The organism is Sphaerimonospora cavernae, from assembly GCF_042435035.1.
Taxonomy (GTDB): Bacteria; Actinomycetota; Actinomycetes; order Streptosporangiales; family Streptosporangiaceae; genus Sphaerimonospora; species Sphaerimonospora cavernae.
Genome location: NZ_JBHMQT010000014.1, coordinates 38102 through 52427, shown reverse-complemented (window position 1 = coordinate 52427; position 14326 = coordinate 38102). Strand labels below are relative to the sequence as shown.

The 14326-nt window shown below is 68.7% G+C and carries 11 protein-coding genes and 3 tRNA genes; 7 read left to right on the top strand and 7 right to left on the bottom strand.

The annotated features are described in order from the left end of the window. Positions 1-65: 65 nt before the first annotated feature. On the top strand, positions 66-1157 hold the full coding sequence (locus ACFHYQ_RS09380) for a branched-chain amino acid aminotransferase (RefSeq protein WP_394300708.1): 1092 nt from the start codon (positions 66-68) through the stop codon (positions 1155-1157). A 72-nt stretch (positions 1158-1229) separates the two neighbouring features. Here ACFHYQ_RS09380 and ACFHYQ_RS09375 read toward each other — a convergent pair whose 3' ends face one another. Together ACFHYQ_RS09375 and ACFHYQ_RS09370 are read right to left on the bottom strand one after the other, a co-directional pair. Beyond that, positions 1230-1820: a Uma2 family endonuclease gene (locus ACFHYQ_RS09375; RefSeq protein WP_394300707.1), complete on the bottom strand. Its 591-nt coding sequence runs from the start codon at positions 1818-1820 to the stop codon at positions 1230-1232. A gap of 94 nt (positions 1821-1914) precedes the next feature. Continuing rightward, on the bottom strand, positions 1915-2568 hold the full coding sequence (locus ACFHYQ_RS09370; protein ID WP_394300706.1) for an O-methyltransferase: 654 nt from the start codon (positions 2566-2568) through the stop codon (positions 1915-1917). 270 nt (positions 2569-2838) lie between these two features. Here ACFHYQ_RS09370 and cimA point away from each other — a divergent pair, with 270 nt between their 5' ends. After that, positions 2839-4440, top strand: coding sequence for a citramalate synthase (cimA, locus tag ACFHYQ_RS09365; protein ID WP_394300705.1), 1602 nt, complete (start codon positions 2839-2841; stop codon positions 4438-4440). A gap of 70 nt (positions 4441-4510) precedes the next feature. Here cimA and ACFHYQ_RS09360 read toward each other — a convergent pair whose 3' ends face one another. Continuing rightward, positions 4511-6220 carry a heparinase II/III family protein gene (locus ACFHYQ_RS09360; RefSeq protein ID WP_394300704.1) on the bottom strand — a complete coding sequence of 570 codons (1710 nt, stop codon included), beginning with the start codon at positions 6218-6220 and terminating at the stop codon, positions 4511-4513. Between the two features lie 126 nt (positions 6221-6346). Then, complete coding sequence (locus tag ACFHYQ_RS09355) at positions 6347-6712, bottom strand: antibiotic biosynthesis monooxygenase family protein (protein WP_394300703.1); 366 nt, start codon at positions 6710-6712, stop codon at positions 6347-6349. Between the two features lie 125 nt (positions 6713-6837). Between ACFHYQ_RS09355 and ACFHYQ_RS09350 the strand changes: the two genes are divergently transcribed. Continuing rightward, on the top strand, positions 6838-7608 hold the full coding sequence (locus tag ACFHYQ_RS09350; protein WP_394300702.1) for a fumarylacetoacetate hydrolase family protein: 771 nt from the start codon (positions 6838-6840) through the stop codon (positions 7606-7608). A 28-nt stretch (positions 7609-7636) separates the two neighbouring features. Further along, positions 7637-8965 (top strand): glutamate--tRNA ligase, encoded by a 1329-nt coding sequence (gltX, locus tag ACFHYQ_RS09345; protein ID WP_394300865.1) that lies wholly within the window; start codon positions 7637-7639, stop codon positions 8963-8965. Between the two features lie 121 nt (positions 8966-9086). On the opposite strand, the gene ACFHYQ_RS09340 is transcribed toward gltX, so the two are convergent. Beyond that, complete coding sequence (locus tag ACFHYQ_RS09340; RefSeq protein WP_394300701.1) at positions 9087-11066, bottom strand: M3 family metallopeptidase; 1980 nt, start codon at positions 11064-11066, stop codon at positions 9087-9089. A 204-nt stretch (positions 11067-11270) separates the two neighbouring features. Between ACFHYQ_RS09340 and ACFHYQ_RS09335 the strand changes: the two genes are divergently transcribed. The 3 genes from ACFHYQ_RS09335 to ACFHYQ_RS09325 all read left to right on the top strand — a co-directional run bounded on the left by ACFHYQ_RS09335 (position 11271) and on the right by ACFHYQ_RS09325 (position 11583). Beyond that, positions 11271-11342 (top strand) — tRNA-Gln (locus tag ACFHYQ_RS09335). A 57-nt stretch (positions 11343-11399) separates the two neighbouring features. Beyond that, positions 11400-11475: transfer RNA gene (locus ACFHYQ_RS09330), tRNA-Glu, on the top strand. A 35-nt stretch (positions 11476-11510) separates the two neighbouring features. After that, a tRNA-Glu gene (locus ACFHYQ_RS09325) sits at positions 11511-11583 on the top strand. A gap of 140 nt (positions 11584-11723) precedes the next feature. On the opposite strand, the gene ACFHYQ_RS09320 is transcribed toward ACFHYQ_RS09325, so the two are convergent. Both ACFHYQ_RS09320 and ACFHYQ_RS09315 read right to left on the bottom strand, forming a co-directional pair. Next, entirely contained in the window at positions 11724-13436 is a 1713-nt protein-coding gene (locus tag ACFHYQ_RS09320; protein WP_394300700.1) for a hypothetical protein, read from the bottom strand. Between the two features lie 36 nt (positions 13437-13472). Beyond that, positions 13473-14189 carry an IclR family transcriptional regulator gene (locus ACFHYQ_RS09315; protein ID WP_394300699.1) on the bottom strand — a complete coding sequence of 239 codons (717 nt, stop codon included), beginning with the start codon at positions 14187-14189 and terminating at the stop codon, positions 13473-13475. Positions 14190-14326 lie beyond the last annotated feature (137 nt).

Sequence of the window (14326 nt, the reverse complement as noted above, 5' to 3'; positions counted from 1 at the left end):
TCCGTTAGACAGGTCGTCGCCGCACAATGAACCGTGACGACGACGTCGAGAAAAGGATCTTCGCCATGACCACTCAGCTCAGCTTCGATGTGCAGCTCAATCCGCGAGCCCGCAGCGCGGGGGAGCGTGAGGAAGTATTGGCGAACCCCGGCTTCGGGCAGTTCTTCACCGACCACATGATCTCGATCGACTGGACCGAGGGGCGCGGCTGGCACGACGCCCGGCTCCAACCGTACGGCCCGCTGGTTCTCGATCCCGCGACGTCGGTCTTCCATTACGCGCAGGAACTGTTCGAGGGGCTCAAGGCGTACCGGCAGTCGGGCGGTTCGATCGTCGCCTTCCGGCCGCACGCCAACGCGGCGCGCTTCAACAGGTCCGCGGCCAGGATGGCCATGCCCGAGCTGCCCGAGGACGCGTTCGTCCAGTCGCTGGAGCTGCTCGTGCAGACCGACCGCGAGTGGGTGCCGACCACCGACGGCCACAGCCTCTACCTGCGGCCCTTCATGATCGCGACGCAGGCGGCGCTCGGGGTGAACCACCCGTCGAGGACCTACAAGTACATGGTGATCGCCTCGCCCGCCGCCTCGTACTTCTCCGGCGGCGTCAAGCCCGTCTCGGTCTGGCTGTCCACCGAGTTCACCCGGGCCGCTCCCGGCGGGACCGGCTTCGCCAAGTGCGGCGGCAACTACGCCGCCGCCTTCGTCGCCCAGCGTCAGGCCGTCCAGGAGGGCTGCGACCAGGTCGTCTGGCTCGACGCCTTCGAGCATCGCTGGGTCGAGGAGATGGGCGGGATGAACCTCTTCTTCGTCTTCGGCGACCGCCTGGTCACCCCCACGCTCACCGGCACTCTGCTGCCGGGCATCACCCGCGACTCGATCCTCAGCATCGCCGCCGAGCTCGGCCTCCGGCCGGAGGAGGGCAAGATCTCGATCGAGGACTGGCAGTCGGCCTGCGAGTCGGGCGAGCTCACCGAGGTCTTCGCGTGCGGCACGGCGGCCGTGGTCACCCCCGTGGGCTCCGTCAAGGGCGCCGACCGCGGCTGGGCCGTGGGCGACGGCACCCCCGGCCCGGTCACCATGAGGATCCGCGAGGAGCTCGTCGGCATTCAGTACGGCTCCCGCCCCGACACCCGCGACTGGATCCACAAGATCTGCTGATTCCCCGAAACCACGGAACAGGCCCGGCCCGGAACCATCCGGCCGGGCCCTCGTTCAGTCGTCTCGTACGGCTCATGCCTCGATCAGCTTGCCCGTGTCGATCGTCAGATCCCACGGCTCCGGCAACTCCAGTGAGTCGCCGAACTTCACGGTGACCTCGCGGGTGTATCCGGCCTCGCTCGGATGACTGAGCAGCCTGACTCTGCCTTCCAGCGGGTCGATCACCAGGTAGAGCGGTACTCCCGCGATGGCGCAGTTCTTCGGCTTCACCAGATGATCGTCATTGATGCTGCTCCTGGAGACGGCCTCCACCACGAGGAGCGTGCTGTCGCCGTAGACCTCGTCCTCGCCCCACATCCGCCGGTCCGGCGGCACGATCGCGAGGTCGGGGATGTAGCGGTCGACCTGTGGGCCGAGAAAGAGTTTGATGTTGGTCCACAGGCTCCAGTCACGGGTCGCGACCAGGGCCACGATCTGGAGAATGAGTCGGGAGATGATGTCGTTGTGCTCTCCGGTCGGCACGTCGCTCACCACGATCCGGCCGTTGATGATCTCCACCCTTGCGTTTGGGAGAAGATCACATACGTCCCGATAGTAGCGAAGAAGCGTCGCTCGCCTCGCCTGCTCCGCTGATGTCGTGGGTCGATCCAGGACCTTGGCCATGGGAACATCATCCCCTCCCGGCGGGAAAACGCAACGTGATTGACTCAGGACATAAGGTAGTCACAAAGCGTGGCGCCCGCCGGGGTTTCGAAAGTCAGTTCTTGCGGACGAGGGTGAGTCCGTCGGCGAAGGGGAGCAGGACGCTGGTCACCCGCGGATCGGCGGTGACCAGGTCGTTGAACGCCCGCATCCCGGGCACGTTGCCCCCGGCGGCCGGGTCGACGATCTCGCCCTCCTGCAGGGTGTTGTCCACGGCGATCAGCCCGCCCGGCCTGAGCCGTACGAGGAGCTCCTCGTAGTAGACGGGGTAGCCGGCCTTGTCGGCGTCGATGAAGGCGAAGTCGATCCACTCCCCGCGGGGCATGGACCGAAGTGTTTCGGCGGCCGGCCCGAGACGAAGCTCGACCCTGTCCGAGACGCCCGCCTTGTCCCAGTACCGCTGGGCAACGGACGTCCATTCCTCGCTGACGTCACAGGCGATGAGGCGGCCGTCCGCCGGCATGCCCCTGGCGATGCAGATCGACGAGTAGCCGGTGAAAGTGCCGACCTCGACGGCCCGGCGGGCCCCGACGAGGCTCACGAGCATGGTGAGCAGCGTGCCCTGCTCGGGGGAGATCTGCATGGTGATGTCGTCGCCGACGAGCCGGTGCGTCTCCTCCGTGAGGACGCGGAGCAGATCGTCGGGCGGGGTGGTGTGCGCGATGGTGTATTCGGCCACTGCGGTATCGATGAACTCGGCGACCTTCATGCGAACCACACTAACCATGGCCGTTCGCGAGCGGGCGAAGCGTGGTCGGAGCACTCGTCCGCGTCTCGTACTCTGAGATCGATGTGCCAGAGGCTGGGAGCATGTGGCAGACTCCTAGGCACCATGTTCTACGGTCTGCTCATTATCGGCAGGCGCGCCGGCCACTAAAGGGACAACGCCGGCGCGCAGACCTCTCACGTCCGTGAGGGGTCTTTTTGTTTGGGGCCGATGGGCGCGCGGCGACGACGGACCCGCGAAGGAGACGAAGAGATGACCGACGACGGCTTCCACGTGTACGACACGACGCTCCGTGACGGAGCCCAGCAGGAGGGGCTGAACCTGTCAGTCGCCGACAAGCTGGCGATCGCTCGGCACCTGGACGGTCTGGGCGTCGGCTTCATCGAGGGTGGCTGGCCGGGCGCCAACCCCAAGGACACCGAGTTCTTCAGGCGGGCTCAGACCGAGCTCGACCTGGGGCACGCGCAGCTCGCCGCGTTCGGCGCGACCCGCCGGGCCGGTGTGAAGGCCGCCGACGATCCGCTGGTGGCCGCCCTGCGCGAATCCGGAGCGCCGGTCGTGACGCTCGTCGCCAAGAGCCATGACCGGCACGTGGAGCTGGCCCTCCGCACGACACTGGAGGAGAACCTCGCGATGATCCGCGACACGGTCTCCCACCTTCGTGCGGAGGGCCGGCGCGTCTTCTTGGACGCCGAACATTTCTTCGACGGGTACCGCTCCAACCGCGCCTACGCGCTCGAGGTGCTGCGCACCGCGGCCGAGGCCGGCGCCGACGTGGTGGCGCTGTGCGACACCAACGGCGGCATGCTCCCCGACGAGCTCGCCGAGGTCGTCCACGAGGCGACCGCCACGGGGGCGCGGATCGGGATCCACTGTCACGACGACACCGGCTGCGCGGTGGCCAACACCCTGGCCGCGGTGAAGGCCGGCGCCACCCACGTGCAGGGATGCGCCAACGGGTACGGCGAGCGCTCGGGCAATGCCAACCTCTTCACGGTGGTGGCCAACCTCCAGCTCAAGCGGGGATTCGATCTCGTACCGCCCCAGGCGCTGGCCGACATGACGCGCATCGCCCATGCGATCACCGAGGTCACCAACGTCACGCCCAACTCGCATCAGCCCTATGTGGGGACCTCGGCCTTCGCCCACAAGGCCGGGTTGCACGCCTCGGCGATCAAGGTGGACCCCAACCTCTACCAGCACATCGATCCCGCCATGGTCGGCAACGACATGCGCATGCTGGTCTCCGACATGGCCGGCCGCGCCTCGGTGGAGCTCAAGGGCCGCGAGCTGGGCTACCAGCTGACCGGGGAGCAGTCCCGCGAGCTGGTCGAGCGGGTCAAGGACCTGGAGTCGCGCGGGCACACCTTCGAGGCCGCCGACGCCTCCTTCGAGCTGCTGCTCCGCGACACCGTCGCCGGTGAGCGCAAGCGGTACTTCACCGTCGAGTCCTGGCGGGTCATCGTCGAACGCCGCCCCGTCGTCGACCCCCTCACCGGTGCGGCGACCTTCGAGGTCGTGAGCGAGGCCACGGTGAAACTCCATGCCAAGGGCGAGCGGATCGTGGCGACCGGCGAGGGCAACGGCCCGGTCAACGCCCTGGACAAGGCGGTACGGCTGGCCCTGGAGAAGCTCTATCCCGAGCTCGCCGCCGTCCAGCTCATCGACTTCAAGGTCCGCATCCTGGAAGGGACGCACGGCACCGGCGCGATCACCCGTGTTCTGATCACGTCCAGCGACTCGACCGGCGACTGGGCCACCGTCGGCGTCGACGAGAACATCATCGAGGCGTCCTGGCAGGCCCTGGAGCAGGCCGTGACGTACGGACTCCTCCGTGCGGGGCACCACGCATGACAGTGATGGTGTAGCTGAGCGCGGTTCTCCCGGGCCTGCCTGTCCGGACAGGCAGGCCCGTGGCTGATCGTCAGGACAGGGTGCCCGAGGCGCCCACCCGCAGGGTCACCGAGCCGCCGGAGGTCTGGACGACCACGGTGCGGCCCGAGCAGGTGACGCTCGGCTTGTCCGTGCCGGGCACGATGACCGTCAGCAGTGCCCCGGCCGCGGGGGATACCACCGCGGGGGCGGGCACCTTCTTCATGTAGGAGGGCGAGATCCACCCCTGGTAGGGGCTGGTCTGCCCGCTGACCACCCGCTGCCCCCCGATCGGCCGGCATGACGGCATGGCGAGCTGGACGAGCGTGGCGCGCCAGTCGCCGTCCGCCACCACGATCCGTCCCCCCTCTGCGGCCACGACCTTCAACGCCGGGTCGAAGTGCCACAGGTTCCGCAGCTTCCCGTCCCCGGTGTCGAGGACGGCCATCAGGTCATCGTGATGATTGACCAGCACCGATCGGGTGCGGCGCACGCCGTACGCCAGGTCGGTCAGCGTGAACGACTGCCGGTCCTTGCCGATGGAACGGCGGGTGAGGGGCGACGCGGTGTGGCCGCGGAACTTCCTGCCGACGATTACCGGCACGTTGTGGGCCTCCGGCGTCAACGTCCAGCGGCGGTACGGAGTGCCCTCGTAGGAGTGGAAGCCCGCCTCGGTGAGGATGGAGCGGCCCTGGGCGTAGTAGGTCACGCCCAGGTGGTCCTCGTGCCCGTGGAACTTCTGGCCCGGGCCGAAGCGGATCGAGTAGTACGCCGACTGCGGGTCGTCCCAGGCGGTGCGGCCGAAGACGTACCCCGCCTTGAAGACTTCGACGGTCTTCCTGCCGTGGTCGAAGCCGGTCGGCTGGACGTCGGCGCCGCCGTCTCCGATGGGCACCAGGTAGCCGTTCGGCATGGTGGCCGCGGCGATGTGCCCCGTCAGGTTCTTCCAGCGCCGCGTCAGCGTGCTCGGCGCCTTCAGCCCGCAGTAGTCGATCGTGTCCATCGCGACCCTGAGCCGCTCATGGACGTAGATCGCGTAGCGGGGGGCCTGCTCCATGAGCGCGCCCTCGGAGTCGATATCGAGCTTCGCCGACTTGACCATGCGGCGCAGGGCCAGGTCCTTCCAGCCCTTGTTGCCGTAGCGGCAGCCGATCCGCAGCAGACCGATGTCCTGGTCGAGGCCGTGGTTGTGACCGGCCTCGTACTTGCTCGGATCGGCCAGCAGCTTCGCGTGCTGAGCGAGGCTGCGGGTGAGCCAGGAGCCCTTGACATGCCGGCTCAGGCAGACCAGGGCCGGGGCGCGCAGTGCGATGGGGTGCTCCGCCCAGGCGTACTTGGCGGTGCCGCGGCCGCCGTAGGGGTTGTCCGCCACCCAGTCCTCGGCGATCTCGACCGCCCGCTTGAGGTATTCCCCGTTGCCGGTCGTCTCGTAGTCGGCGACCAGCCGGCCCATCCAGCGCAGCGACTGGAAGACCATCTGCCAGGACCGGTTCCGGTACGGATCCATCCGCCAGTTGACGTTCTTGCCCACGCTGACGGCCGGGAAGTCGAGAAACGACAGCTTGCCGTCCATGATCTCCGAAGAGGTGGGGGTGGCGGGCAGCCAGTCGCCCTGACATTCGGCCGTCTGTTTCACGCCCGCCACCGACACGGCGGCCGCCGACGGACCGCCCGGAAGGACAAAGGGCGACACGGTGCCCAGAAGGACCAGGGCGGACAGAGCCGGGCCGTGCTTCCTGAGGACTTGAGTGCGGCCGCGCACGCCAGATTCCTTCCGGCCAGATTCAAGACGGGAAGTGCCATGCTGTCCGAATCGCATCAATGCGGTCAAGCCACATTGATCACATCGTTAACATCCCTGAGTCTCGGACTGCCGGAATTGGCAAGATCACGGGTTGGGGGTGGCGGTCTCGATGACCTCGAACGACCAGAGTTCGGAGGCCGTAGCCGCCGGGCCTTGGTCGTGTCCATGGCCCAGCCCGTGGTCGTGTCCGTGGTCGTGTCCGTGGCCCTGAGTCTGGGCGTGGCCGGCCTGGAAGGCCTGGCTCTGCTGCCAGCGTTGGAAGTCCTCCTCGCTCCGCCAGCGCGTGTAGACGAGGTAGCGGTCGGTTCCCTCGACGGGCCGCAGCAGCTCGAACCACTCGAACCCGTCGGACGACTCGACCATCCCCGCCCGGCCGGCGAACCGCCTCTCCAACTCCTGCCGCATCTCCTGGGGCACCGTCAGCACGTTGATCTTCACGACAGAAGGCACGAGCACTCCCGTACGACTCGGTTCTCGGTGGCCGGTTACGGGCCAGTCAGCACCACCATACGGAGGGGCACGCGGCCCGCTCGCCTCCGACACGGATCACCGGCCGGGCGTACTAGGCTCGTGACGTGCGTATCGCGAGGTTTTCCAAGGGCGACGGAGTCGCGTTCGGGGTGGTGGAAGAGGGCGAGCAGGTGATCGCCCACGTCGCGGGCCATCCCTTCGGCGGGGTCGAGTTCACCGGCGAGCGCTATCCGCTGGCCGAGGTCCGACTGGTCGCACCGATGTTGCCCAGCAAAATCATCGCGATCGGCAAGAACTACGCCGACCACGCCAGGGAGATGGGCGGCGAGCCGCCGGCCGAGCCGGTCGTCTTCCTCAAGCCCAGCACCTCGGTGGTCGGGCCGGGGGAGCCCGTCGCCTATCCGGAGAAGCTGTCGCAGCGGGTCGACTACGAGGGCGAACTGGCCGTCGTGATCGGCCGGCTGTGCCGTGACGTGCCGGCTGAGCGGGCCCATGATGTGATCTTCGGGTACACCTGCGCCAACGACGTGACCGCACGGGACCTGCAGTCCAGGGACGGCCAGTGGTCGAGGGCCAAGGGGTTCGACACGTTCTGCCCGTTGGGCCCATGGATCGAGACCTCGCTCGACCCGGCCGATCTCGCGCTCACGACCACGCTGAACGGCGAGTTGCGGCAGAGCGCGCGCACCTCCCAGCTCCTGCATGACGTCCCCGCGCTCATCGCGTACGTGAGCGCGGTCATGACCCTGCTGCCCGGCGACGTCGTCCTGACCGGCACACCGGCCGGAGTCGGCCCGATGTCCGTGGGCGACGAGGTGAGCGTCGGCATTGAAGGAATCGGAACTCTCACTAACCGGGTGATCTCACGTGATTAGGGTGCGCTTCGCCCCTTCGCCCACCGGCATGTTCCATGTCGGGGGCGCCCGCTCCGCGCTGTTCAACTGGGCCCTGGCCGAACAGTCCGGCGGCAAGTTCGTGCTCCGCATCGAGGACACCGACGCCGCGCGCAACCGGCCGGAGTGGACCGAGGGGATCATCTCGGCCCTGGCCTGGATCGGCATCAACGGCGACTCGCCGAACTTCGAGGGGCCCTATTTCCAGTCCGCCTACGAGCAGCAGCACCGCGAGGCGGCGGCGCGGCTGCTCAAGGACGGCAAGGCCTACCACTGCACGTGCACGCGGGACGACGTGAAGGCCAGGACCGGCTCTGAGCACCAGGGCTACGACGGCCACTGCCGGGACCTGGGCCTGGCCGAGGGCGCGATACGGTTCCGCAGCCCGGATGCGGGCGTGACCGTGCTGGACGACCTGGTACGCGGGCGGGTGGAGTTCCCGAACGCGTCGATCGAGGACTTCGTCATCGTGCGCGGCGACGGGTCGCCGCTGTTCATCCTCGCCAACGTCGTCGACGACATGGAGATGCGGATCAGCCACGTGGTCCGCGCCGAGGAGCACCTGTCGAACACGCCCAAGCAGCAGCTCCTGTGGGAGGCGCTCGGCGTACGGCCTCCGGTGTGGGCGCACGTGCCGGTCATCGTCAACGAGAAGCGGCAGAAGCTGTCCAAGCGCCGTGACAAGGTCGCGCTGGAGTCCTACCGGGACGAGGGCTACCTCGCGGAGGCGATGGTCAACTACCTCATGCTGCTCGGCTGGGGGCCCGGCGACGACCGGGAGATCATGCCGTGGTCGGAGATGATGCCGCTGTTCCGGCTGGAGGACGTGAACCCGTCGCCGGCGTTCTTCGACGAGAAGAAGCTGCGCGCGTTCAACGGCGAGTACATCCGGGCGCTGCCGCTGGAGGTCTTCATCGGCCGCTGCGAGCCGTGGCTCGACCCGTCCTGGGATCGGAGTGTGTTCGCCAGGGTCGCGCCCCTGGTGCAGACCCGGGTGGCCGTCCTGTCCGAGGTCACGGCCAACGTCGACTTCCTCTTCCTCGAAGAGCCCGTCTTCGACCAGGCGTCGTGGGACAAGGGCATGAAGCCGGGCGCGGCGGAGATTCTCGCCGGGTACGCCGAGCGGCTGGAGTCGGTCAACTGGGATCCTGAGTCGCTGAAGTCCTCCCTGGAGGAGGTCGGCGCCGTCCACGGGCTCAAGCTCGGCAAGGCCCAGGCCCCGGTGCGTGTGGCGATCACCGGCAGGACCGTGGGCCTGCCGCTGTTCGAGTCGATCGAGGTCCTCGGCCGCGAGCGCGCTCTCGACCGGCTCCGTACGGCTCTCGCCAAGCTCTCCTGACGCCGTACGGCTCTCGCCGGCCTTTCATCCTGACCGGCCACGCCATGGCCGCGAGTGTGAGGCTCACGCCCGCGGCCACGGCGACCAGCTGAGCAGCCCGCCCGGTGGACGGCTCAGCGGGTCACAGCAGGCCGCGGCGGGCGAGTAGGGGGGTGATCTCGGGGTCCCGGCCCCGGAACGCGCGGAAGGCGGCCATCGGGTCGACGCTGCCGCCCTTGGACAGCAGTTCCCGGCGGAACCGGTCGCCGTTCTCGCGCAGCAGCCCGCCGTTCTCGTTGAACCATTCGACGGTGTCGGCGTCGAGGACCTCGCTCCAGATGTAGGAGTAGTAGCCCGCGCTGTAGCCGCCCGCCCAGATGTGGGAGAAGTACGTGCTGCGGTAGCGCGGCGGCACGGCGGGCAGGTCCACGCCGACGTCCGCGAGCGCCTTCGTCTCGAACGCCGCGGGGTCCTCGCCGGAGTATTCCGTGTGCCACGCCCAGTCGAGGAGCGTGGCGGCCAGGTACTCGACCGTGGCGAACCCCTGGTTGAACTTCTGTGACTCCAGCAGCCGATCGACGAGCTCCTGCGGCATCGGCTCGCCCGTCTCGTAGTGCTTCGCGTAGTTGGCCAGGATCTCGGGGTGGGTCGCCCACATTTCGTTCACCTGGGAGGGGTACTCGACGAAGTCGCGCGGCACCGCCGTACCCGAAAAGCGCGGGAAGCGCACATCCGAGAACAAGGCGTGCAGGGCGTGCCCGAACTCGTGGAACATCGTGTTGACCTCGTCGAACGTCATCAGCGTCGGCTCGCCCTTGACGATGTTGAGGTTGTTCACGACGACCGGCCGGGCGCCCTCCAGGGCCGACTGCCTGACCAGGCTGTTCATCCACGCGCCGCCCCGCTTGGAGGCCCGGGCGTGGAAGTCGCCGAGGAACAGGCCGAGCGGCGCGCCGCCGGAGTCGAACACCTCGAAGACCCGCACGTCCGGGTGATAGCCGGCCAGGTCCTTCCGTTCGGTGAAGGTGATCCCGTAGAGCCGCGTGGCCGCGTAGAAGACGCCCTTCTCCAGGACGGCGTTCAGCTCGAAGTACGGCCGCAGGCGGGCGCCGTCGATGTCGTAGCGCGCCTCACGGGCCTTCTCCGCGTAGAAGGCCCAGTCCCAGGGCCGTACGGCGTGGCCGGCGAGCTCCTCGAGCTCCGCCTGCTCCCTGCGCGCGTTCGCCACGGCCGGCGGGACGAGCTTGGCCAGCATCTCGGTGACGGCCCCGGTGGTCCCCGCCGTCTGGTCCGCCAGGACGTACTCGGCATGGTCGGCGTAGCCGAGCAGCCGCGCCCGCTCTCGCCGCAGCAGCGCCATCTCTCTGATCAGCTCGGCGTTCGCCGCACCGCGCCCGATAGAGGCGGTGTGGACGCGCTCGCGCAGCGACCGGTCGGTCAGCGAGGCGAGCGACGGCTGGCCGGTCGGCAGCACCAGCGTGATCACATGCTTGCCGTCCAGGCCGCGCTCCCTGGCCGTCTCGGCGAGCCCCCGGACCGCGTCCTCGGTCAGGCCGTCGAGCTCGGCCGCTTCGTCGACCACGACCGCCCGGTCGTTCGTGTCGGCGAGGAGGTTCTGCTGGAAGGTCGTCGCCAGCTCCGACAGCCGCTCGTTGAGCCCTCTGAGCCGTTCCTGGTCAGCCGCGTCGAGCAGGGCGCCGGCCCGGGTGAAGTCGGTGAGGTAGCGGTCGAGCAGCCACCGCTCCTCCTCACCGCCCGCCTCCACGGCGCGGATGCGGGCGAACAGCTTCGCATTCAGGTGTACGGCGTCCGCGTGCTTGGCCAGCCTGGGGGTGACGTCCTGCTGGATCTTCTGGATGCCGGGGGTGGTGTCGGAGGACGCCCGGTTGAAGAAGACGGCGCTGACCCGGTCGAGCAGGGCGCCCGCCCGCTCCAGGGCCTCGATCGTGTTCTCGAACGTCGGCCGCTCCGGATTGTCCGCGATCGCCGCGACCTCGGCGAGGTGCTCGGCCATGCCCTGCTCGAACGCCGGGACGTAGTGCTCCTCCCTGATCCGTTGGAAGGGCGGCAGCCCGTAGGGCAGGTCACTGGGGCTGAGGAACGGGTTCTCGGCCGGGTTCATCTGCGGCGGCTCCTTGGTGTCCGGCGGTGTGTCCGAGCGTACGACCGGCCGTCTCGTGGACGGCCGGCGCCGTGTGCTCTCAGCCTCGCACAACCATCGTCCACGACGATGTCGCGCGGCGCGCGGCAATCGTTTTGGTAGTGGGTGCCAAGCTGGGCTATCCTTTCGGAGTCGCAAGCGGGGCGCTGAGTCCGGCAAGCGGATTGGGGTATGGGGTAATTGGCAGCCCGACGGATTCTGGCTCCGTTAGTCTAGGTTCGAGTCCTGGTACCCCAGCTGGATCCCCCCAAGGGATTCGGTTGGAAAATCGCAGCGATGCGACACACAGTGCATGGTCCCGTCGTCTAGTGGCCTAGGACGCCGCCCTCTCAAGGCGGTAACGGCGGTTCGAATCCGCTCGGGACTACCACTGTGAGGCCGCACACGCTGTAGATGCAGCATGAAGGCTCCGTCGTCTAGTGGCCTAGGACGCCGCCCTCTCAAGGCGGTAGCGCCGGTTCGAATCCGGTCGGGGCTACATGAGCGGAACCCCCGGCACCTCACGGTCCGGGGGTTTTCGCGTTCCAGGGGGGGAGGCGGCACGGTCACGCCGACCGCGTCCCGCTCGATGCTCCTGAGCGGGACGCCTGCCGATCGTGCCGGCCTTTCCCCGAGCCGTCAGCTCCCCGATCGGGCCTTGAACAGGGCGCGCTTGGCGGCCTTGCTCACCTGCTTGTCGGGGTGCGCCTCGGCGATGGCCTCCAGCAGCTCCTCCAGATGCGGGTGCCGGGTCTTCCAGATCCCGTCGAGTATTCCGATGAGCTTCTGCGTCTCGACCTCGTGCAGGCTGGCCACGAACTCGGCCCGCCCGAGCTCGTTGGCGATCGTCCACATGTCGAGGATCAGCCAGTGCACGTCGGTGGGCGTCGGCTCGGGCGCGCCCTCGACCCCCATCTGGGTCAGGTGGGTCGCGGCGTACGGCCGCAGCGACGGCTCCTTGGCCGCCTCGTGCCAGGCCGGCACCGCCGCATCGCCGAGAGAGCCCACCAGGCTGGCGGCCTGGACACGGACCAGCGCGTCGGTCTCGTCCTCAGCGGCGGCCGCGAGCAGCTCGGAGGCGGCCTGGGTGGGGGTGCGCAGGGCGAGCCACGCCGCGAACTCGGCGTCCGCCTCCTCATCCGTCATGTCGGAGCTGAGCGACAGCAGATCGAGCGCGGTCATCGCGTCGATCGCGGGCCGGGCGTCCACCTCGATGTCCTCGTCGTCGAGCAGATGCACCACGCCGTCGGTGCCGAGCGGCGTGAGTGAGATCACGCCGTCGTCGACACCGACCATGCCGTACCCGCTCAGCCAGGCCACAACGGAAGCGAGCGGATCGCCGGCGGCGGCCCAGGCGTCCAAGCCGAGATCGTCATACTCCGACACGGCCTGGGTCAGCTCTACGCGAAGATCGGCCAGCGTCCGAGAGCCGCTGTGGAGTAGCAGTTGGATCAGCAGCGCGCGGGTCAGCCCGGACAGCGCCAGAGTCAGATCATCGTCGTCGAGCTCCGGGTCGCCGTAGTCGATCGAGTGCAGGCCGGTCGTCCATACGTCGAGGGCGTCCTCGTCGTCCTCGAAGGGCCAGGCGGATGTGTCGGGGTCAACGCTGACCGTGTCGTCCCCGTCCGGGGCGAGGAACTCCAGGTCGATGGCGAGGTTCCAGATGTTCCACAGATACTGCGCGTCCGGCAGGCCGAGTGCTCGTACGGCCTCACTCACCTCGTCGTCGGACAGGAGAGCCTCCGCACCCACCTTGCGGCCGGTGCCGACCCACAACGCCAGATCGCGAGCCTGGGCGATGAGCGCGACCCCGCGGGCGGCCTCGGCCAGTTCGGCGTCGGAACGCAGCCGGACCGTGGGCAGCGCCGCGATCTCGTCGGCGAACGGCTCGAAGTCGCCCAGACTCTCACCGACCTCCTCGTCGACCTCCTCGTCGTCCTCGTCGTCCTCGTCGTCGTCCCAGGGGTTCCCGTCCAGGATGTCCTCCATCGCGTCGACGAAGTCGTCCTCGATGTCATCGAGTTCGGCGAGCAGGGCGTCGAGGGACGCGGAGCCGGGCGCCAGCCGTTCGGTCGACGACAGGAACGTCAGGTAGGACCGGATCGCCGACACCAGCCCCTCGGCGGCCGCTTCGGGGTCTTCCACCGCTTTGGGAACGTGCTCGAGCAGCACGGTGCGCAGGTCGCCGCGCTTCCACAGGCCGGCATCGTCGCGGACGGCCAGGCGGTGCCACAGCGCGACGGGTCCCACGAGCTCGGGATCGCTGCCCGGTGCGTTGTCCGGCACCCAGAGAATGAATTCTTGGAGCAGGGGACGCAGTTCAGCGGCGGCTGCCTCGATGCGATCGGTCACCCCGCCAGCCTAGGCCCATTGGTGCTCCGGCTCTAATCAGTTTGCCCGCCGCATCGCTTCCGTGATCCGTTCGGCGGCGGCCACCACCGGTCCGGCGTGCATCCGCCCGGGCGTGCGCGTGAGACGCTCGATCGGCCCGGACACGGAGACGGCCGCGATGACCTTGCCGCCCGAGCCGCGGATCGGAGCCGAGACGCTGGCGACGCCCTGCTCGCGCTCGCCGATGCTGTGCGCCCAGCCCCTCCTGCGTACGCTCGACAGCGTCGTGGCGGTGAACTTGGCGCCGCGCAGGCCGCGGTGTAGCCGGTCCGGGTCCTCCCAGGCGAGCAGGATCTGCGCCGCCGATCCCGCGCCCATGGGCAGTGCCGAGCCGACGGGCACGGTGTCGCGCAGCCCGCTGGTGCGCTCCGCCGCGGCCACGCAGACCCGCTCGTCCCCCTGCCGGCGGTAGAGCTGGGCGCTTTCGCCGGTGAGGTCGCGGAGCTGGGTGAGCACCGGACCCGCCACGGCGAGCAGCCGGTCCTCGCCGGCGGCCGTGGACAGTTCGGACAGCCGAGGCCCGAGGACGAAACGCCCCTGCGTGTCACGGGAGACGATGCGGTGGTACTCGAGTGCGACCGCCAGCCGGTGGGCGGTCGGCCGGGCCAGGCCGGTCGCCTGGACGAGCTGTGCCAGGGAAGCGGGGCCCGCCTCCAGTGCGTTGAGTACGAGAACCGCCTTGTCGAGTACTCCGACCCCGCTAGAGTTGTCCATACCCCGATACTGCCGTCTCGGTATCCGAGATGCAAACGCAATACGGGAAATCAGTATATAAAGTGTCCATATCCCGATATTTCCGTCTCGTCTTTCGAGACACAGCCCGGGGGCCGAGCGCAAGGAGGCGTTTCACC